General features: G+C 33.8%; 21 protein-coding genes and 2 tRNA genes. 12 read left to right on the top strand and 11 right to left on the bottom strand.

Features of this window, described 5'->3' with window-relative positions; translation table 11 throughout:
* Positions 1 to 232: 232 nt before the first annotated feature.
* The 3 genes from HNP99_RS07530 to HNP99_RS07520 all read left to right on the top strand — a co-directional run bounded on the left by HNP99_RS07530 (position 233) and on the right by HNP99_RS07520 (position 3,317).
* On the top strand, positions 233 to 511 hold the full coding sequence (locus tag HNP99_RS07530) for a DUF2805 domain-containing protein (RefSeq protein ID WP_173852764.1): 279 nt from the start codon (positions 233 to 235) through the stop codon (positions 509 to 511).
* A gap of 113 nt (positions 512 to 624) precedes the next feature.
* Positions 625 to 2,487 carry a M61 family metallopeptidase gene (locus HNP99_RS07525; RefSeq protein ID WP_173852763.1) on the top strand — a complete coding sequence of 621 codons (1,863 nt, stop codon included), beginning with the start codon at positions 625 to 627 and terminating at the stop codon, positions 2,485 to 2,487.
* A gap of 122 nt (positions 2,488 to 2,609) precedes the next feature.
* The gene (locus HNP99_RS07520; RefSeq protein WP_173852762.1) at positions 2,610 to 3,317 is read left to right on the top strand and encodes a DUF4369 domain-containing protein; all 708 of its coding nucleotides are present in this window, start codon (positions 2,610 to 2,612) and stop codon (positions 3,315 to 3,317) included.
* 117 nt (positions 3,318 to 3,434) lie between these two features.
* On the opposite strand, the gene HNP99_RS07515 is transcribed toward HNP99_RS07520, so the two are convergent.
* The 7 genes from HNP99_RS07515 to idi form a co-directional block, all read right to left on the bottom strand.
* Positions 3,435 to 3,508: transfer RNA gene (locus HNP99_RS07515), tRNA-Thr, on the bottom strand.
* A 149-nt stretch (positions 3,509 to 3,657) separates the two neighbouring features.
* Positions 3,658 to 3,731 (bottom strand) — tRNA-Thr (locus tag HNP99_RS07510).
* A 78-nt stretch (positions 3,732 to 3,809) separates the two neighbouring features.
* Positions 3,810 to 4,076 carry a hypothetical protein gene (locus HNP99_RS07505; protein WP_173852761.1) on the bottom strand — a complete coding sequence of 89 codons (267 nt, stop codon included), beginning with the start codon at positions 4,074 to 4,076 and terminating at the stop codon, positions 3,810 to 3,812.
* A gap of 55 nt (positions 4,077 to 4,131) precedes the next feature.
* A complete protein-coding gene (locus HNP99_RS07500) occupies positions 4,132 to 5,100 on the bottom strand; it encodes a type I phosphomannose isomerase catalytic subunit (RefSeq protein WP_173852760.1) in 969 nt (322 codons plus the stop codon).
* Between the two features lie 40 nt (positions 5,101 to 5,140).
* Complete coding sequence (locus tag HNP99_RS07495; RefSeq protein ID WP_173852759.1) at positions 5,141 to 5,599, bottom strand: peroxiredoxin; 459 nt, start codon at positions 5,597 to 5,599, stop codon at positions 5,141 to 5,143.
* Entirely contained in the window at positions 5,599 to 6,009 is a 411-nt protein-coding gene (locus HNP99_RS07490; RefSeq protein ID WP_173852758.1) for a 6-pyruvoyl trahydropterin synthase family protein, read from the bottom strand. Before HNP99_RS07490 ends, HNP99_RS07495 begins: the two co-directional genes overlap by 1 nt.
* An 82-nt stretch (positions 6,010 to 6,091) precedes the next feature.
* On the bottom strand, positions 6,092 to 6,619 hold the full coding sequence (gene idi / locus HNP99_RS07485; RefSeq protein ID WP_173852757.1) for an isopentenyl-diphosphate Delta-isomerase: 528 nt from the start codon (positions 6,617 to 6,619) through the stop codon (positions 6,092 to 6,094).
* 167 nt (positions 6,620 to 6,786) lie between these two features.
* On the opposite strand from idi, the gene HNP99_RS07480 reads away from it, so the two are divergent.
* Positions 6,787 to 7,248 (top strand): GNAT family N-acetyltransferase, encoded by a 462-nt coding sequence (locus HNP99_RS07480; protein WP_173852756.1) that lies wholly within the window; start codon positions 6,787 to 6,789, stop codon positions 7,246 to 7,248.
* A gap of 102 nt (positions 7,249 to 7,350) precedes the next feature.
* The gene (locus HNP99_RS07475; RefSeq protein ID WP_173852755.1) at positions 7,351 to 8,307 is read left to right on the top strand and encodes a quinone oxidoreductase family protein; all 957 of its coding nucleotides are present in this window, start codon (positions 7,351 to 7,353) and stop codon (positions 8,305 to 8,307) included.
* Between the two features lie 33 nt (positions 8,308 to 8,340).
* Here the strand turns inward: HNP99_RS07475 and HNP99_RS07470 are convergent, their stop codons facing one another.
* Positions 8,341 to 9,918 (bottom strand): NAD(P)/FAD-dependent oxidoreductase, encoded by a 1,578-nt coding sequence (locus tag HNP99_RS07470; protein ID WP_173852754.1) that lies wholly within the window; start codon positions 9,916 to 9,918, stop codon positions 8,341 to 8,343.
* A gap of 177 nt (positions 9,919 to 10,095) precedes the next feature.
* On the opposite strand from HNP99_RS07470, the gene HNP99_RS07465 reads away from it, so the two are divergent.
* A complete protein-coding gene (locus HNP99_RS07465; protein WP_173852753.1) occupies positions 10,096 to 10,344 on the top strand; it encodes a hypothetical protein in 249 nt (82 codons plus the stop codon).
* Between the two features lie 583 nt (positions 10,345 to 10,927).
* On the opposite strand, the gene HNP99_RS07460 is transcribed toward HNP99_RS07465, so the two are convergent.
* Positions 10,928 to 13,123, bottom strand: a complete 2,196-nt coding sequence (locus tag HNP99_RS07460; RefSeq protein ID WP_173852752.1) for an ATP-dependent DNA helicase RecQ — start codon at positions 13,121 to 13,123, stop codon at positions 10,928 to 10,930.
* 83 nt (positions 13,124 to 13,206) lie between these two features.
* On the opposite strand from HNP99_RS07460, the gene HNP99_RS07455 reads away from it, so the two are divergent.
* From HNP99_RS07455 to HNP99_RS07435, 5 genes are all read left to right on the top strand, one after another.
* Positions 13,207 to 14,172 (top strand): KpsF/GutQ family sugar-phosphate isomerase, encoded by a 966-nt coding sequence (locus HNP99_RS07455; RefSeq protein ID WP_173852751.1) that lies wholly within the window; start codon positions 13,207 to 13,209, stop codon positions 14,170 to 14,172.
* Positions 14,172 to 14,978, top strand: a complete 807-nt coding sequence (tatC, locus tag HNP99_RS07450; RefSeq protein ID WP_173852750.1) for a twin-arginine translocase subunit TatC — start codon at positions 14,172 to 14,174, stop codon at positions 14,976 to 14,978. Before HNP99_RS07455 ends, tatC begins: the two co-directional genes overlap by 1 nt.
* A gap of 2 nt (positions 14,979 to 14,980) precedes the next feature.
* Positions 14,981 to 15,334, top strand: a complete 354-nt coding sequence (locus HNP99_RS07445) for a carboxymuconolactone decarboxylase family protein (RefSeq protein WP_173852749.1) — start codon at positions 14,981 to 14,983, stop codon at positions 15,332 to 15,334.
* A 175-nt stretch (positions 15,335 to 15,509) separates the two neighbouring features.
* Positions 15,510 to 16,250: an LPS export ABC transporter ATP-binding protein gene (lptB, locus tag HNP99_RS07440; RefSeq protein ID WP_173852748.1), complete on the top strand. Its 741-nt coding sequence runs from the start codon at positions 15,510 to 15,512 to the stop codon at positions 16,248 to 16,250.
* 10 nt (positions 16,251 to 16,260) lie between these two features.
* Entirely contained in the window at positions 16,261 to 16,485 is a 225-nt protein-coding gene (locus HNP99_RS07435; RefSeq protein WP_173852747.1) for a DUF5808 domain-containing protein, read from the top strand.
* 6 nt (positions 16,486 to 16,491) lie between these two features.
* On the opposite strand, the gene HNP99_RS07430 is transcribed toward HNP99_RS07435, so the two are convergent.
* Both HNP99_RS07430 and HNP99_RS07425 read right to left on the bottom strand, forming a co-directional pair.
* Positions 16,492 to 17,349, bottom strand: a complete 858-nt coding sequence (locus HNP99_RS07430) for a glycoside hydrolase family 25 protein (protein ID WP_173852746.1) — start codon at positions 17,347 to 17,349, stop codon at positions 16,492 to 16,494.
* Entirely contained in the window at positions 17,350 to 18,069 is a 720-nt protein-coding gene (locus tag HNP99_RS07425) for a CDP-alcohol phosphatidyltransferase family protein (RefSeq protein ID WP_173852745.1), read from the bottom strand.
* Between the two features lie 190 nt (positions 18,070 to 18,259).
* Between HNP99_RS07425 and HNP99_RS07420 the strand changes: the two genes are divergently transcribed.
* Complete coding sequence (locus HNP99_RS07420) at positions 18,260 to 19,330, top strand: putative type IX sorting system protein PorV2 (protein ID WP_458008618.1); 1,071 nt, start codon at positions 18,260 to 18,262, stop codon at positions 19,328 to 19,330.
* Positions 19,331 to 19,335: the final 5 nt, after the last annotated feature.

Below are 19,335 nucleotides of genomic sequence, written 5' to 3'. Positions count from 1 at the left end.
CACTATAAATAGAAGAGGATTTCACCTCTTAAAATAGCCATTAGAAGAAACAATTAATCGCAAAAAACAATTGTTATTCTTCAAAAAAACAAGGCTATTTAAAAAATAATTAGATACTTTAAAAAAAAATACTTTTTTCATGCGAAGTAATTATTATTTTTATTAATATTGGTATCTAATTTAGAATCAATTATATTAATCATTAAAACCTATTTGAATTAATTTTCACGTGATGAAAAAGAGTAACCGCAAAGAACTGAACTGGGATCAAACAGAAAAACTTGTTACATTGGCTTTAGAAGAAAAAAATCCTTTTGAAATTATTAAAAAAGAATTTGGTCTAGCCGAGAAAGAAGTTCTGGAAATAATGAAGAAAAAGCTTCCTGCTGAAAAATTTGAGATGTGGAAAAAGAAAGCTACAGCGAATAAGCCAAAGCCAAAACCACTAAAAATAGATGAATTTGATGAAGATTTAGACGGAAAATATTATATAAAAAATAAATTTGATTAATCAAATTAATAGAAAGACACTCTTTACCGAGTGTCTTTTTTTTTGAATAAATTAAGCTAATAAATCTGTAACACTATAGTTGTTTTTGAGTCTAATACTGAAAACTACAACAAATGAAAAGAATATTTTTAGTACTAACTGCTTCAATGGTACTTTGGGGTTGTAATACAACAAGCTCAACTACTCAAGTTACGGCAAAAAAAGAGGTTCAAGTAGCCATAAACTTGACTGATATCAAAGATGACAAAGTAATGGTGACCGTAAACGCACCTACTATTTTAACAAACGAAATAACGTATCACATCCCAAAAACGGTTCCAGGTACTTACTCTGAAGACAACTACGGTAGGTACATTGACGATTTAAAAGCTTATGATCAAAAAGGAAACCTTCTTGACGTAAAAAAACTGGATGACAACTCTTGGTCTATCTCAAAAGCTACAACTTTAAGCAAAATAACGTATTTAGTAAACGATACATTTGATACTGAAAAAGGAACGCAGTTTGGACAAGATGATATTTTCTCTCCTGCTGGTTCTAATATTGATGCTGGAAAAAATATCCTATTAAACACCCATTGTTTTGTAGGTTATTTTACAAACTTCATGACCATTCCTTACCAAGTTACTGTTTCGCATCCAGCCGATATGTGGGGAGCGACTTCAATGACTGACACTGATGACAGCACAACTTTGGACGTGTTTACCACGGGGCGTTATGCTGAATTAGTAGAAAATCCTATTATGTACTCTAAACCTGATCACACATCATTTACCGTAGACGGAATGGAAATAAATATTGCGGTATACTCCCCAACAGGAAAGGTTACTGCAGAAAGCATCACGCCTGAGATGAAAACTATGATGACGGCGCAAAAACATTTTTTAGGAAAAATAAACGCTACTAAAAAATACAGTGTTTTATTGTATTTATCTACAATGACGGATACGGATGCAAAAGGTTTTGGAGCATTAGAGCACCCAACGGCAACTACAGTTGTTTTACCAGAAATAATGCCTAAAGAGGAATTAGTAAAATCAATGATGGATGTGGTATCACATGAATTTTTCCATATCGTGACGCCATTAACTATTCATTCAAAAGAAATTCAATATTTTGATTATAACAACCCAAAAATGTCTGAACATTTATGGATGTACGAAGGGGTAACTGAATACTTTGCTAATTTATTTCAAATCAACCAAGGTTTAATTAGTGAAGAGGATTTTTACGGTCGTCTATCTGACCAAATTGCACATGCAAATGCAATGAATGATACGATGTCATTTACAACCATGAGTAAAAATGTCTTAGTAGAGCCTTACAAAGCACAATATATTAATGTGTACCAAAAAGGTTCTTTAATAGGCATGTGTATTGATCTAATTATTAGAGAAAAAAGCAATGGAGAAAGAGGAATTCTTGATTTAATGCATAAACTATCTACGGAATACGGTGTTTCTAAACCATTTAACGACGAAGATCTTTTTGCCAAAATTACAAGCTTAACTTATCCTGAAGTGGGTGAATTTTTAAATAAATATTTAGCTGGAACAACACCAATACCTTACGGAGAATTTTTATCTAAAGTAGGCGTTAAGCAATCATCAGAAAAAGTAGCTGGAAACGTTTTCTTAAAAGGGCAAACCCCTTACATCACTGTTAATCCTGAGACCAAAGAAATTATGGTACTTCCTGAAATTGAATTGAATCCATTTTTTACTGCTTTAGATTTAAAAGGAGGTGATATTATTGTTGCCATTAATGACAAACCATATTCTTTAGAAAATATTTATGACATGATTGGTGACAGCCAAAAATGGAAAGAAGACGATGCAATCACTGTGAAAATAAAACGTGGAGACAAAAATCAAACACTAACCGGAAAAGTAAAATTCCCTTACGAAGATAAAGAAACGCTAACCGTTACTGATCCAAGTAAAAGCGAACTTAAAAATGCTTGGTTAAAAAATTAATGCAACTACAATTTAAAAAAATGGCAATCATAACTGATTGCCATTTTTTTTTGAAAAATTACATCAAGACGACGTACCATCTTTCCAACTATTTTCTTTATTTTGCAGCAAAATTATAACTAATGAAAAAATCAATACTTGTATTCGCTTCTCTTGTGCTATTAGCATCATGTAATAAAACCGAATCAAAAGCAGACCTACACATTACAGGAAATATTAAAGGTCTTAAAAAAGGTACTTTATACATCCAGAGAGTGGTTGACACAACCCTAGTTGCTATAGACACCATAAACATTGATGGTAAATCAACTTTTGAAAGCGATATTGATTTAAAGTCACCAGAGGTATTGTACCTTTTTCTTGATAGAGGGGTTACTAATTCATTAGACAACAACATCGCCTTCTTTGCAGAACCAGGAAAAATGACTATTGACACGAACCTAGATGCGTATTTATCTGACGCGAAAATAACAGGTTCTAAAAATCAAGAATTACTTGAGGAATACAAAAAAATCAATAACCGATTTAATGAGGAAAAACTAGATTTGATTGCTAAAAAATTTAAAGCAATAAAATACAAGAATCTTAAAGCCATTGATAGTTTAGGCGCGAAACAAGACTCTAATATCAAAAGAAAATACTTGTTTGCAACTAACTTTGCCATCAACAATAAAGACCAAGAAATAGCCCCTTATATTGCGTTATCTGAAATTTATGATATCAATATTAAATACCTAGATACTATTCAAAAATCAATGACCCCAAAAGTAGCCAAATCACTTTATGGAAAAAAGCTAACAGAGTATGTTAATGGATTAAAAAAACAATAAGTACAACTTTTTGTTTCTTGTTAAAACGTAAAAACGTCTCGTAAATAATACGAGACGTTTTTTTTGGTATACCCACAAAAAAAAACCACCTAACAAAAGTTAGATGGTTTTACGATGAGCCGGCGGAGGGACTCGAACCCACGACCTGCTGATTACAAATCAGCTGCTCTAGCCAACTGAGCTACGCTGGCGTCTCATTTCGAGTGCAAATATACAGATGAATTTTGATTATGCAAACAATATTTACAATAAAATTCATTTATTTTTTAACTACTTATTTATAAGATATTTAGCTTTAAGGCAAAAAAAACCATCTAATAAATTAGATGGTTTTACAATGAGCCGGCGGAGGGACTCGAACCCACGACCTGCTGATTACAAATCAGCTGCTCTAGCCAACTGAGCTACGCTGGCGTCTCATTACGGGTGCAAATATACAGATGAATTCGTGTTTTCCAAAATAAATCTGCTATTTTTTATCGTTTTTTTTGACTACAATTCGTTGATCTTAGCAATCAATTGATTAGCAGTTTGTTCCAATTCAACATTGATTTGTTTGAAGTGTGCTTTTTTGTCTTCAACTTTTTTAGCATTCACTTTTGCGATCAAAACATCAAAAGCAGCGATAGCTTCGTCAATTAAATCGTTAGTTTCTGTTGTTGGTTTCCCAGTTGTAGAAATTTCGAACAAGTAAACTGCTTCAATAATATCTCCTAATACGTAGTTGATGTCTTTTTTTAAATTCTTAACGTTTGCCATTTTTTTTAATTTTAATTTGCGTCTGCAAAAGTACACATAATCTTTCTATTACTAGCTATGAAATGTAAATTTCTAAAATAGAAGCTTTTCCGCTTAACACATAATAGTCCATTGCAGCAGGTATTAATACAGTATCTCCTTTTTTATACTTATAGATAGTCATAGCATACTCTAACTCAAATTCACCACTAACACACATATATACAGTAAAACTATTTCCTGTTTTAGTAATCGTTGTTTCTTTTGATAAAGGAATAAAATTAGTCGTGAAATAAGGGCAGTTAACAATAGGGTTCGCCTGATTCTCTTCTTCTAAATATTCTTTTCTAGTATCTACTTTATTATAATTTATTGCTTCTAGAGCTAAGTCAACATGCAATTCTCTAGTGTTTCCCTGAGCATCTACACGGTCAAAATCATAAATACGGTAGGTAATGTCAGATGTTTGCTGAATCTCTGCAATTAACAAACCAGCACCTATAGCGTGAACCGTACCTGTTTCAAGAAAAAACACATCTCCTTCACTTACTGTTATAGCATCTAAAATAGACAATAAGCTTTTATCTTTTAAATGGCTCAAATACTCCGCAGGATTTGAATCATCTTTAAAACCTACAATTATTTTAGCATCTGGATCTGCTTGCATTACATACCACATTTCTGTTTTTCCAAAAGAATTGTGACGTTTTCTAGCTAATTCATCGTTAGGATGTACCTGTATAGACAAGTCTTGACGAGCATCTAAATATTTAAATAATAAAGGAAATTGATCTCCAAAACGGGCATGAACTTCGGTACCTAAAACTTCTTTAGGCATTTCAGCAATAACAGCCATTAATGATTTCCCTTTCAAAGAGCCATTAGCAACTACACTTACATCTCCTTTAACAGTTGATAACTCCCAACTTTCCCCAGTAATACTAGAAATAATTGGTTTCCCTAGCATTGTTTTTAATTTCTCACCTCCCCAGATTCTTTCTTTTAGAATAGGGTCAAATTGCAAAGGATATATTTTATCATTCATGTTTATATTTTTTAGTCTGCTTTAGCTATTATTCCGTAAACTAAGATACTATTTTTTTTAATGCTATTAACGCTTCAGAGATATGCTTACCTCCTAACATACTGTTAAAAATCAGCACTATAATTCCGTTTTTATCAACTACATAAGTCACTCTTCCTGGCAATAAACCAAATAAAGCTGGCGGAATACCAAAAAGCGTTTTGATTTTTTTATCCTCATCAGATAAAAGAATAAAAGGCAGCGCATGCTCTTTAGCAAATTCTTGATGAGAAGCTACGCTATCACTACTAACTCCAATTACCTCAGCACCCAAATCTTTAAAATCTTGGTATTGATCTCTAAAACTACAAGCTTGTGCCGTACATATAGAGGTATTGTCTTTTGGATAAAAATAAATAACTGCAGGTTTTTTACCTATAATCTCTTGGCTATCAAAATGCGCTCCTTTAGTATCTTTGGATTCAAAAACCGGAACCTTATCTCCTACTTTTAATGCCATTATATTCCTTTATAAGTTACAAAATTGCGTGCTGTTTCATAAAGAACAACTTCCAATTCAAACTCATCCTTTATTCTTTTTCTGATTTTATTCCAGATCACTACTACAATATTTTCAGCGGTAGGATTCAAATCTTTGAATTCAGGAACATCAAGATTTAAATTTTTATGATCAAATTGGTTTTCTACTTCTTCCTTAATAATAGCAGCTAAGAACTTAACATCCATTACAAAACCAGTCTCAGGATCTATAGAGCCAGTAACACTAACGGTTAAATCATAATTATGACCATGAAAATTAGGGTTATTACATTTCCCGAACACCGAATCATTTTTTTCTACAGACCAATCTTTACGATACAATCTATGTGCAGCATTAAAATGTGCTTTTCTGCTTATGGTAACTTTCATAAATATTAGCTTTTCAAATTTTAGATTTTTGCTTTTACAAAATCCTTTTTAGATATCGCTTTATTAACTAGCAATAACCTGATTATAACTTATGATCTTCTAAATAATGATAGAATTCATCAAATATAATTTTAAACCAAACCGTATAAAGTGCTGGATTGTTGCGCATATCCTCTTGAACTGCCTCAATACTCATCCATTTCCAAGCTTCGACCTCATCAGGATTAATTACTGGACTATCATTATAATACCCTATCATTACATGATCTAATTCATGCTCAGTCAACCCGTTATCAAATGGTGCTTTGTAAATAAAATGAAAAAGCTCTTTAAGTTCCGCTTTAAATCCCATTTCTTCGTACAACCTTCTTGTTCCAGCTGCTATATTGGTTTCTCCTTCTCGTTGATGACTACAACAAGTATTTGTCCACAATAATGGAGAATGGTATTTGTGATGCGCGCGTTGTTGCAACATCATTTCATTTTTACTATTTAAAATAAAAACAGAAAATGCACGGTGCAAAACTGCTTTTTCATGAGCTTCTAATTTAGGCATTAACCCTATTTGCTCGTCTTTTTCGTTTACTAGTATTACGTTTTCTTCTGTCATAATTATTTTTAGCCAAACAAAAATACAAAAAGATATAGAATAAAAGGAGGCTTTAACGTTCTGTTTCGAATTGTTAAACACAATTTATTCGTATTAATTCTGTTAATTAAAAAACAACGCTCTTTACAATCACCCACTCCCTTTTAAGCTAACGGTTAACAATTAGTATGGACAGTATAAAAATAAGAAAAGCAATTCTAGCCGACTTGAACACATTACTAGCGTTTGAGCAAGGAGTTATTGCTGCCGAAAGACCTTTTGATCCTACTTTAAAAGAGGAGAAAATAAGTTATTATGATATTCGAAAAATGATTCCTGCAACTGATGTTGAAATCATTGTTGCAGTAGTTGACAACCAAATAATCGCTTCAGGATACGCCCGATTAGAAGTTGCAAAACCCTATTTAAAACATAAGAACTATGGCCATTTAGGATTTATGTACACCATTCCTGAATACCGAGGTCAAGGTGTGAATGCTAAAATAATTGCCGCTTTAAAAGAGTGGTGCAATTCCCAAGACGCAACCGAAATACGCTTGGATGTATATAGCGACAATGAAAATGCAATTAAGGCTTATACCAAATTTGGATTCAAAAAACACCTTACAAACATGCGTTTAAACCCATAGCAAAACCAGTTTTATTTTTACAATAAATTGGCAACAGCAAGCAAACACTTAACATTTTTATTCCCTTACTTTACATCCAAAAATTAATACCCTTCACAAAAAATGAAAGCACTTACCTTTTCTGAATTTGGCACTTCAGATGTGTTACAATACATCAAAATAAAAGATCCTATTTTAAAGGAAAATGAAGTTTTAGTTGAAATGAAAGCCATCGGATTGAACTTTGCAGATGTTTATAGACGAAAAGGTGATTACCATTTAGTAGGTACACCGCCATTTATAGCAGGTTACGAAGGAGCTGGAGTAGTCATCAATAGCAATAATACTAGTTTTAATGTGGGTGACCGAATCGCTTTCGCAGATGTTCCACTTGCTAACGCACAACTCGTTGCCGTTAACATTGAAAATGCGATTCCGTTACCTGACGCCATCAGTTTTGAAACTGCAGCCACCATATTATTACAAGGATTAACAGCACATTATTTAGCCACAGACAGCCACAAAACACAACAAGGAGACACCATACTTATTCATGCTGCAGCAGGTGGTGTGGGACAGTTTTTAACTAAAATAAGTAAATTATTAGGAGCTACTGTTATTGGACTTACCTCATCAAACGATAAAGTAAAAGCAGCGCTGTTAAACGGTGCTGATAAAGTATTTTTATATTCTAATGATTGGAAAAATCAAGTTTTAAACTTCGTCCCCAACGGAGTAGATGTTACTTACGATAGCGTAGGTAATACATTAAGCGATAGTTTTGAAGTAACAAAAAACCGCGGCCAAGTTGTCTTTTTTGGAATGGCTGGTGGAGATCCTGATTTTATAAATCCAAGAATGTTAATGGATAGCTCTAAAACATTAACGGGTGGAGATTTATGGAATTACCTAGTTTCAAAAGAAGAACGTCTTAAACGAGCAAATCAATTATTTGACTGGATAATTTCTGGAGAAATAACAATCCCTGAGCCTACAATTTTTAAACTTTCGAAAGGTAAAAAAGCACACGATTTTTTAGAAAGTAGAGAAAGTACTGGTAAAATAATTTTGATCCCGTAAAACAAAATGCCGTCTAACACAACCCTCTTTCCGTTATAGATTTGAGGATTTTTTACGCAAGCTTTCGCCAATCATCAATGCACATTTTTCACCATCAATAGCTGCAGATATAATTCCACCTGCATAACCCGCACCTTCACCACAAGGATACAATCCTTTTATTTGGAGGTGTTCATAAGTAATCCCATCTCTAGGAATGCGCACGGGTGATGACGTTCTAGATTCTGGTGCATGTAAAACTGCTTCGTTTGTAAGATACCCTTTCATTGATTTTCCGAATTCAGAAAATCCTTCTCTTAAGATTTGAGTTAAAAACCCTGGAAAAACCTGCCCTAATTCTACTGAAGTAGTTCCTGGAACATAGGATGTTTTCGGAATCTCTGATGATAGTCTACTTTGTGTAAAGTCAATCATTTTTTGCGCAGGCACTTTTTGGCTTTCATCTGCAAGATGCCACGCTTTTTGTTCGATACTTTTTTGAAATTCCATTCCAGCCAAAGCACCAAACTTAGCAAACGGTTTAAAATCCTCTAACTTCAATTCAATTACAATTCCTGAATTTGCTGTTGCTTGATCACGTTTAGACGGAGACCAACCATTAGTAACTACTTCGCCTGGACTAGTTGCACAGGGAGCAATCACACCACCAGGACACATACAAAAAGAGTACATTCCTCTACCTCCTACTTGCTTAACAATACTATAAGGAGCCGGTGGCAACAACTCACCACGGTAATCACAACTGTATTGAATACTGTCAATTAAAGATTGTGGATGTTCTGCTCGTACACCAAGTGCAAAAGGTTTTGCCTCGATAAATATCTTTTTCTTATCTAATAACTCATAAATATCTCGAGCCGAATGTCCTGTAGCAAGAATCAATTTATTCGCTAAAATAGTCTCCCCTTTATGCGTAACAATTCCTTGCACTTCATTTTGTTTTACTAAAATATCAGTAACTCGAGTTTCAAACAAAACTTGTCCTCCACATTCAATTATTTTTTCACGAATGTCCTGAATAATTTGCGGCAATTTATTTGTACCTATATGTGGGTGTGCTTCTACTAAAATATCTGGAGTGGCACCATAAGCAACTAATAATTCTAAAATTCGGGTTACGTCACCACGCTTTTTAGAACGCGTGTACAGCTTTCCATCAGAATAAGTTCCCGCTCCTCCTTCACCAAAACAGTAATTTGAATTTTCATTAACTACATGATCCACATTAATTGCTTTCAAATCACGACGGCGTCCGCGTACATCTTTACCACGTTCTACAACTATTGGCTTTAAGCCTAACTCAATTAATTGTAAAGCTGCAAAAAGTCCTGCTGGACCAGCGCCTACAACGATTACCTCCTGCGCATGAGTCACATTAGGATAATCCGGTAATTCAAATTTTGTTTCAGGAACGACATCTCCTTGCAAGTAAACAGCAACTTTTAAATTGATTTTAATTGCCTTTTGACGCGCATCAATAGAACGCTTTAAAATGGTGACTTGCTTAATTACTTTAGGACCTACTTTTAATAGTTTCCCTAAGTATTCTTTAAGCAACAATTCATTTGCAGCAATTTCTGGCGATACTTGTAATAGATGTTCTTGAGGCATTTTTTTTAGCTATAATATTTATTCCAACAAATAAAATCAATGTCAGATTGCAAAAGTAGCATTTTGAAGTGAATTCTGCTTACGCAAAAGAGAAACCGTTTGAAATAATGAAAAATACTTTAATTTCTAAATTCAGTCTTTGTAACTTTGAAACCTACAATTATTGAAAACAATACAATGTCTAGACAAATAAAATTACTATGGGATTTTAAAGGTCCCGCTGCGGCTAAAACTGCTGAACACCACGAAATCCATCTAAAAGAATACATCGTGATTGAAAAACTACCCTTAAACATTACTGGTTTCGAAATTCGCTCAGAGATGCACGCCGTTGCTTTTATGGTGGTTACTGACGAAAACATGATTCAAGTACGCGATAGTTTAAAACCACATCGTGGCGAAGTTTATATTGAGAAAGAGCCTTAATTTAAACCAATGCTGCTTAAAAAAGCAACAAATAAGGTTTTAAAATAAAAACAGAAATACCATTACATTTATAACTTATCTTACCAATACGTCTTTGAGAAAAAGAACCAGTTGAATATAAGAATCATAACGCTTTTTTCAAGTCGGAACAATTTATTCTCGCTAAAAATAAGCTTAACTTAGTCGTCATTAAGCATGATTTTTTAAGAAGATCAAGTAGTAAACTAAGTTTAATAAAATTGCATAAATTGTTCCCATCTAAATAGGAACGTAAATTTCGTGTTGCCAATTTATACTAGTTCATTCACTTTGCCCTAAACTGTGGCGCAAAAAGCTGCCTTTCTATTTAATTTGAAGCTTAAATTCCAGTGATGAAATTAATAGAAAAAATGCAATTAGTATTTATAAAGAAAAACCCTTTCTACTCCAATTACACACTAACTGTAAACCTAATGCAGTAACTGAATAAAATAATTATACGAACCTACAAATAAAAAAACACCTGCAAGAATGTTCTTGCAAGTGTTTTTTTAATTACTTTTATCTAATAAGCGCTATCGATTATTCTGGCCAGCACATACTACTAATTTGCTACTTCACTAATAAATTTTATTCGCATTAAGCGCAGCTCATCCATATCATAATCGCCTTCAAATTCCTTGAGAGCACCTTCAATTTTATCTGATTCTGATTCCATGAAATAATCATAGATTTCCTCTTGCTGCTCTTCGTCGAGCATATCGTCAACCCAGTATTTTATATTTAGTTTGGTTCCAGAGTAAACAATTTGTTCCATTTCTTTAATTAGCAAATCCATCGTTAACCCTTTTGCTTTAGCGATATCGTCAAGAGATAATTTTCTATCAATATTTTGAATAATATACAACTTATTAGCCGAATTAGTCCCCGTTGATTTAACCACTAAATCTTCTGATCGAATAATATCGTTCTCATTAACATAACGATTAATTAATTCAACAAAATCAGCGCCGTATTTCTTAGCTTTTCCTTCTCCCACACCATGAATATTAATTAATTCATGCAATGAAATAGGATATTTTAAAGCCATATCTTCTAGTGAAGGGTCTTGAAAAACCACAAACGGTGGCACTCCAATTTTTTTAGCTACTTTTTTACGAAGGTCTTTTAACATATTCATTAAAACAGCATCTATTGCTACCGTCACTTTTGAGGCACTTACAATGGCTTCATCTACGATTCCGTTGTATTCATGATCCTCAGACATCAAGAAGGAGGAAGGTTTTTTTATAAAGTCTAACCCTTTGTCGGTTATTTTTACAATACCATAAGTTTCAATATCTTTTGTAAGGTAACCCGCAACAAGAACTTGGCGCAATAATGCCATCCAATATTTTTCGTCGAAAGAAATACCAGAACCAAAAAAGGGCTGAACATCTGTACGGTGTGCTTTTATAACTGCATTAACTCTTCCTATTAAGGTAAAGACAATTTCTTTAGATTTATATAAATGCTTTGTATCCCTAACTACTTCAAGAAGTTTCACTACTTGCTCTAAGGCTTCTACCTTCGTTTTTGGATTTCTTATGTTGTCATCCATATCAGCACCATCACCTGTTACATCATCAAATTCTTCACCAAAATAATGGAGTAAAAATTTCCTTCTTGACATTGACGTTTCTGCGTAAGCAACAACCTCTTGCAATAAGGCAAAACCTATTTCTTGTTCAGCCACAGGTTTACCTGACATGAACTTCTCTAGTTTTTCTACATCTTTATACGAGTAATACGCAAGGCAATGCCCTTCACCACCATCCCGACCAGCACGACCGGTTTCTTGATAATAACTTTCTAGCGATTTTGGAATATCGTGATGAATTACAAAACGCACATCCGGCTTATCAATCCCCATCCCAAATGCAATAGTTGCTACAACAACATCTACATCTTCCATCAGGAACATGTCTTGGTGTTTGGCTCTAGTTTTAGCATCTAATCCTGCATGGTAAGGAACAGCACTAATTCCGTTCACTTGTAAAACTTCGGCAACAGCCTCCACCTTTTTACGACTTAGACAATATATAATCCCCGACTTTCCTTTATGCTGTCTTATAAAACGAATAATATCCGACTCGATATTTTTAGTCTTAGTCCGTACCTCATAGTATAAATTAGGTCTATTAAATGACGCCTTAAAAGTAGTTGCACCAGACATATCTAAGTTTTTTAGAATATCCTCTTGCACTTTTGGCGTAGCAGTAGCAGTAAGTCCTATAATAGGTACATCCCCTAATTGCTTAATAATATTTTTTAGATTTCGATATTCAGGCCTAAAGTCATGCCCCCACTCTGAGATACAGTGAGCCTCATCAATAGCGACAAAAGAAATAGTGACACCTTTTAAAAAATTAACATTCTCCTCCTTAGTCAAGGATTCTGGCGCCACATAAAGTAACTTAGTTAAACCAGAGGTAATGTCTTTTTTTACTTGCGTAATTTCCGTCTTAGTTAGTGAAGAATTTAAAACATGAGCAATACCATTTTCTGAAGACAAACTTCGAATAGCATCTACTTGGTTTTTCATTAAAGCAATCAAAGGAGAAACAACAATCGCCGTTCCTTCTTGCATTAAAGCGGGCAGTTGATAACAAAGAGATTTACCTCCTCCAGTAGGCATAATAACAAAGGTATTTTGTTTATTAAGCAAACTTTTTATCACAGCTTCTTGCAGCCCTTTAAATTGGCTAAAGCCAAAATATTTCTTTAATTCCCTATGGATATCAATTTCGTTTGAATTCATTCTTTATTATATGGTATTTTGTATAAATTTGCATTATAAAGATACTAATTTCTTTTACACTTACAAATTTTAAACATTCTGTTTTGATATCAAAAGAAAATATATTGGCTACAGCCAAAAAAACCATCTTAGCTGAAAGTGAGGCGATTATAAACCTCAGCGCGTTTTTAGATGAAAATTTTTCAAATGCAGCCCAAGCAATTTACAATTCTAAAGGAAGATTAGTGATTACTGGGATAGGAAAAAGCGCAATAATTGCGCAGAAAATGGTCGCTACTTTTAACTCCACTGGTACTCCATCACTGTTTTTACATGCTGCCGAAGCCATTCATGGAGATTTAGGAATGGTTCAAAATGACGACATTATTATTTGTATTTCAAAAAGCGGAAATAGCCCTGAAATAAAAGTATTGGTTCCGTTATTAAAACGTTTCGGAAACACCCTTATTGCGATAACAGGAAACATGACTTCCTTTTTAGCAAAAGGATCAGACTACATCCTAAACACTACCGTAGAAAAAGAAGCTTGCCCAATTAATCTTGCACCTACAAGCAGCACAACAGCTCAATTAGTAATGGGAGATGCACTAGCAGTTTGCCTTATGGAAATGAGAGATTTTAAACCCGAAGATTTTGCGGTATACCACCCAGGAGGTGCTTTAGGCAAAAAATTATTATTGCGTGTAAAAGACATGCTAGAGCACACGCTAAAACCAATGGTTGCTCCTGATGCTTCGATAAAACAAGTGATTTTTGAAATATCAGAAAAAAGACTTGGGGTTACTGCAGTGGTAGAAAACGAAAAAGTGATTGGTATTATTACCGATGGAGATATTCGTAGAATGCTTAACGAAAGAGATAGTTTTGCTGATTTATCTGCTAAAGACATCATGACTAAAAATCCAAAGCTAATCCAGTCAAATGACATGGTCACGGATGCTTTAAATATTTTAGAAGATTTTTCTATAACACAATTGATTGTTGTAGAAAACGATGCATACCAAGGTGTTTTACACTTACACGATATTTTAAAAGAAGGAATAGTATAATGGCAAAGAAAAACCAAAACGAGATGTCGTTTTTAGATCATCTTGAAGACTTGAGATGGTTATTAGTAAGAAGTACAATTGCAATAATTATTATGGCATGTGTTACTTATTTCATTAGTGATTATTTATTTGACACTATTATATTTGGCCCTACAAGACCAACTTTTTTTACTTATGTGTATTTTTGTGAGCTATCCCATTCACTAGGTTTTGCAGATAGTATTTGCATCACCGAAATGCCTTTTATTATACAGAATACTGAGATGGAGGGACAAGTAAATGTCTTTATCTGGATTTGTATTCTCGCTGGATTTATCTTGAGTTTTCCTTATATTCTCTGGGAAGTTTGGAAATTCATTAGTCCTGCCTTATATAAAAACGAAAAGAAGAACGCAAAAGTCTTTATCTTTTTCTCTTCTTTACTTTTCTTTATAGGAGTATTATTTGGCTATTTTGTAGTAATCCCTATGTCGGTTAATTTCGTGGCTACTTTTACGGTCAGTCCTGTTGTTTTAAACCAGTTCACCTTAGATTCCTATATCGGAATGGTAAAAACATCGGTTTTAGCTAGTGGATTGTTTTTTGAATTACCAATAATCATTTTTTTTCTAACTAAACTAGGGCTTGTAACGCCCTCTTTTTTAAGAAAATATAGAAAATATGCAATTGTATTAGTCCTTATTATTGCCGCTATCGTAACACCTCCAGATGTGGTAAGCCAGACTATTGTTGCAATACCAATGTTATTAATCTATGAAGCAAGTATTTTTATATCAGTATTTGTTCATAAAAAAGAAAAAGAATAAAGATGGCAGCTATTATTGAAGAATTTAATGAGTACCGTTCTAAAATGAACGAAAAGTTGTTAGCCGATAACAACAAAATTGTAAAACGAATATTCAATCTTGACACTAATGCTTATGCAGCAGGTGCGCTTGATGTAAAAACTAAAGAGCTATTAGGATTAGTAGCTTCGGCAGTTTTACGCTGTGATGATTGCGTAAAATACCACTTAGAAACAAGCCACAAAGAAGGGGTAACTAAAGAAGAAATGATGGAAGCTATGGGAATCGCTACGTTAGTAGGAGGAACAATTGTAGTCCCTCATTTAAGAAGAGCGTACGAATTTTGGGAAGCGTTAGAAGAAGAGGCAACAAAATAATAATTCCCTTTTTGTCAAAAAGCACTTTGTGTTCTATCAAGAACAATAAAGATACTTTGGTAAAAATAAAATAGTGTTAACACTTTAAATTGTTGATTTGTTTATTCGTTAATTTGTAGCGATTAAACAAATCAATGTTTAAATAATTAAACGCAGAACGTTTAAAACAAAGAAAATGATTTTAAGAGCTGATAATTTAGTTAAAACGTACAAAGGAAGAAGTGTCGTAAAAGGGATTTCTGTAGAAGTAAATCAAGGAGAAATTGTTGGATTACTAGGGCCAAATGGTGCTGGAAAAACCACTTCTTTCTACATGATTGTAGGATTGGTAAAACCCAATTCAGGAAACATTTATCTTGATGATTTAAACATCACTGATTACCCAATGTACAAAAGAGCACAACAAGGTATTGGGTATTTAGCACAGGAAGCTTCGGTTTTCAGAAAGCTAAGTATCGAAGACAACATCTTGAGTGTACTGCAACTAACAAAGCTTTCAAAAGAGGAACAAGTTGCTAAAATGGAAAGTTTGATAGCCGAATTCAGTTTGGAACACATTAGAACCAACCGCGGTGATTTACTTTCGGGTGGAGAACGTCGTCGTACTGAAATTGCGCGTTGTTTAGCTACTGATCCTAAATTTATTTTATTAGACGAACCTTTTGCAGGGGTTGACCCCGTTGCTGTTGAAGACATTCAACGCATTGTAGCACAGTTAAAAAATAAAAACATCGGTATTTTAATTACCGATCACAATGTACAAGAAACATTAGCAATCACAGATAAAACCTACCTGATGTTTGAAGGAGGAATCTTAAAAGCTGGAGTTCCTGAGGAATTAGTAGAAGACGAAATGGTACGTAGAGTGTACTTAGGTCAAAACTTTGAACTACGTAAAAAGAAAATTGAATTTTAATTTATTGGGCATGAACCAAGAAAAACCTTCAAAAGAAACCTTAGAAAAATGGCACCAAGATCCTAATAATTGGGTTTTGGGGATTTTTTATTTCAATAAAGAAGATACTCGAATTTTCCCTCCAAAAAGGTTGGCATGGGCAGGATGGACTGTCAACTTTGCAAATCCATACTCAGTATCTATTTTTCTTGCGTTAGTGACTATATTCATACTTGTAGCATTCTTTAAAAAATAAAATTCGCTATTCTATAGTAATGAACTGCAGCTGCTGTAAATCACCGTTAAAAATATTAACATCTACATTCCCTTCAATACCTGGCACGCTGGCTTTTTCCGTAAACTGCCAAAAGAGCCAATCGTCTTGAATTTTTTCTCTATAAAAATTATAATTAGCAATCCAAAAAAGGTAATCGCTAAATTCTTCTTTTAAAAAATCATCATAATAACTTTCACCGGTATAAATAATAGGCTTGACTTTATAATGTGCCTCTACTTTTTCTAACCAGCGTCTCAAACCTACTTTAAGTCGAGCGATAGATTGATTTTTAGGTAACCGTTCTATATCTAATATTGGAGGTAAATCCCCTTTTTGCAAGCTTACTGTATTGATAAACAGCTCAGCTTGGTCTATAGAATTCTCATTAGGACGGTAATAATGGTACGCCCCTCGAATCATTTTATTTTCTTTGGCACCAAGCCAGTTTTTCTTAAATTTTCTATCCAAGCGATCATTACCCACCGTAGCGCGAATAATAACAAAATTTATAGGATATATTTCTTCTAAAGTATCCACCTCAAGCCATTCAATAGCGTCTTGATATTCACTAACATCAATCCCAATAGCTTTTCCTTTATGTTTAACAAGAACCTGAAAATTACGCACATCAGAGAGGCGTTTTTCTTCTTCTTGTTCTTTAGAAAGTACCGTTGATTTGAAACCGAGATAATACAAAATACCTTGTCTATAGTGGTAGCAACCAGCTACAAATACAGCAATTAGCGCAAAACCAACAAGAAATTTAACAACAGCTCCCGATAAAAAGCCACTTTTCTTTTTAACTCTTCTGGTAGTTGTTCTTCTAACTGTTTTTTTTCTCATTTAAGCAGTTACTTTTTTGCCCACTTTATTGTTAATTACAGACAACAATACATACATAATAATAACAAGCGCCACTCCTAAATACTGAAACAGCCCTAAAAGAACTAAGGAAACAGTTAAAAAACCTATTTGAAGTGCATTATCTTTAAGATTAAACTTTTTTATTTTTAACGAAAATAACGGAATCTCAGCATTCAAAATATAAGCGCTACACAAAGTAATCACTAATAAAACCCATTGATTGGTTAGCACTTCTAACACTATTAAAGAATCAGAATATTGTAAAATTAACGGCAAACTCAATATAAACAAAGTATTTGCTGGCGTTGGCAACCCAATAAACGATTCGGTTTGACGCGTATCGATATTAAAATTAGCCAATCTATAGCAAGATCCCATAGTGACAATAAATCCTAAATAATTCCAAATTTCGTGTGTTCCAATTTCATGTTGACTATTTTTCATCATAAAAAACATAACAAAACCGGGTACTACACCACTAGTCACCATATCAGCAAGAGAATCTAATTGCAGCCCTAACGGACTAGCAACTTTGAATAAACGAGCAAAAAATCCATCAAAAAAGTCAAGAAAAATTCCTAAGCAAACAAAATAAAAAGCAGCAAAATAATCCCCGTGAGAAGCAAAAACTAACGCGATACACCCACATAATAGATTTAGGAGTGTAATTAGATTCGGAATGTGTTTCTTAATATTCATAACAATGTTTTAATGGTATAAGAGCGCAAATTTAATATAATAACTCATTTAGAACGGTATTTTTTAAAAGAGATTGTCAATACAATTTGTCTTGACACTATTTATTTCTAAAAGGAAGAGTTAAGCTCATTAAAAAATTATATTTTTGATAAATATTAAACAGCCATCAAGGCTTATAAAAACAGTTCGATTGAAAAAGATGCATTTTTTTATATTCCTTTTGGTTTTCAGCACAAATTACAGCCAAACTGTTCGTAAATATTCTAATGAATTTATGAACATTGGTGTAGATGCTGCGGCGCTAGGAATGTCGAATACTGCAGTTGCAGCAACAGCTGATGTGAATTCAGGCTATTGGAACCCTGCAGGATTGACCCAGTTAGAAGATTCGCAAATAGCATTGATGCACGCCAGTTATTTTGCTAATATTGCGCAATACGACTACATCGCCTACGCCAGCCCTATTGATGATAGGAGTGCATACGGAATCTCATTGATCCGTTTTGGAGTAGATGATATTTTAAACACCACTGAACTAATCGACAGTCAAGGGAATATTGATTACAACAGAATCAGTCTTTTTTCGACTGCTGACTATGCTTTTACCTTTTCTTATGCTCGAAAACTACCTGTTCCCGGTTTTCAATACGGCATAAATGCAAAAGTAATTCGAAGAATCATTGGAAAATTTGCCGATTCCTGGGGATTTGGTTTTGATGCTGGAATACAATTCCAAAGAAACAATTGGAATTTTGGTTTGATGGTTCGCGACATTACTACTACGTATAACGTATGGAATATTAATGAAAAAGAATACCAGAAAATTGCCGATGCAGCACCAGGTCAAAATCAAGAACTTCCTGAAAATTCTGAAATCACAATCCCGAAACTTCAAATCGGAATGGCTAAAAAATTTCTATTTCATTATGATTATAGTCTTTTGGCTGCAGCCAATGCCAATATGCGATTTACAAGAACTAACGATATTATTTCATCAAAAGCAGTAAGTATTGATCCTGCATTGGGTTTAGAATTTGGATATACTAACTTGGTTTTTCTTAGAGCAGGAGTTGGTAACTTTCAAAATGTGGTGCAACTAGACAGTTCTGAAAAAACTACTTTTCAACCCAATATAGGCTTAGGATTCAAATACAAAGGAATCCAAGTAGACTACGCCCTAACAGATTTAGGAAACCAAAGCACCGCTTTATACTCTAATATTTTTTCTTTAAAAGTAGATTTATCCCTTTTTAGAAACTGATTTTA

The organism is Flavobacterium gelidicaeli (assembly GCF_013294005.1).
GTDB lineage: Bacteria > Bacteroidota > Bacteroidia > Flavobacteriales > Flavobacteriaceae > Flavobacterium.
Note: the sequence above shows the minus strand (reverse complement) of the source record. Positions and strands in the feature narration are given on the sequence as shown.

Bases quoted from the DNA above. Each gene is read 5' to 3' on its own strand.
- HNP99_RS07530 (WP_173852764.1), top strand. From the start codon at position 233: ATGAAAAAGAGTAACCGCAAAGAACTGAACTGGGATCAAACAGAAAAA.
- HNP99_RS07525 (WP_173852763.1), top strand. From the start codon at position 625: ATGAAAAGAATATTTTTAGTACTAACTGCTTCAATGGTACTTTGGGGT.
- HNP99_RS07520 (WP_173852762.1), top strand. From the start codon at position 2,610: ATGAAAAAATCAATACTTGTATTCGCTTCTCTTGTGCTATTAGCATCA.
- HNP99_RS07505 (WP_173852761.1), bottom strand. From the start codon at position 4,076: ATGGCAAACGTTAAGAATTTAAAAAAAGACATCAACTACGTATTAGGA.
- HNP99_RS07500 (WP_173852760.1), bottom strand. From the start codon at position 5,100: ATGAATGATAAAATATATCCTTTGCAATTTGACCCTATTCTAAAAGAA.
- HNP99_RS07495 (WP_173852759.1), bottom strand. From the start codon at position 5,599: ATGGCATTAAAAGTAGGAGATAAGGTTCCGGTTTTTGAATCCAAAGAT.
- HNP99_RS07490 (WP_173852758.1), bottom strand. From the start codon at position 6,009: ATGAAAGTTACCATAAGCAGAAAAGCACATTTTAATGCTGCACATAGA.
- idi (WP_173852757.1), bottom strand. From the start codon at position 6,619: ATGACAGAAGAAAACGTAATACTAGTAAACGAAAAAGACGAGCAAATA.
- HNP99_RS07480 (WP_173852756.1), top strand. From the start codon at position 6,787: ATGGACAGTATAAAAATAAGAAAAGCAATTCTAGCCGACTTGAACACA.
- HNP99_RS07475 (WP_173852755.1), top strand. From the start codon at position 7,351: ATGAAAGCACTTACCTTTTCTGAATTTGGCACTTCAGATGTGTTACAA.
- HNP99_RS07470 (WP_173852754.1), bottom strand. From the start codon at position 9,918: ATGCCTCAAGAACATCTATTACAAGTATCGCCAGAAATTGCTGCAAAT.
- HNP99_RS07465 (WP_173852753.1), top strand. From the start codon at position 10,096: ATGTCTAGACAAATAAAATTACTATGGGATTTTAAAGGTCCCGCTGCG.
- HNP99_RS07460 (WP_173852752.1), bottom strand. From the start codon at position 13,123: ATGAATTCAAACGAAATTGATATCCATAGGGAATTAAAGAAATATTTT.
- tatC (WP_173852750.1), top strand. From the start codon at position 14,172: ATGGCAAAGAAAAACCAAAACGAGATGTCGTTTTTAGATCATCTTGAA.
- HNP99_RS07445 (WP_173852749.1), top strand. From the start codon at position 14,981: ATGGCAGCTATTATTGAAGAATTTAATGAGTACCGTTCTAAAATGAAC.
- lptB (WP_173852748.1), top strand. From the start codon at position 15,510: ATGATTTTAAGAGCTGATAATTTAGTTAAAACGTACAAAGGAAGAAGT.
- HNP99_RS07435 (WP_173852747.1), top strand. From the start codon at position 16,261: ATGAACCAAGAAAAACCTTCAAAAGAAACCTTAGAAAAATGGCACCAA.
- HNP99_RS07430 (WP_173852746.1), bottom strand. From the start codon at position 17,349: ATGAGAAAAAAAACAGTTAGAAGAACAACTACCAGAAGAGTTAAAAAG.
- HNP99_RS07425 (WP_173852745.1), bottom strand. From the start codon at position 18,069: ATGAATATTAAGAAACACATTCCGAATCTAATTACACTCCTAAATCTA.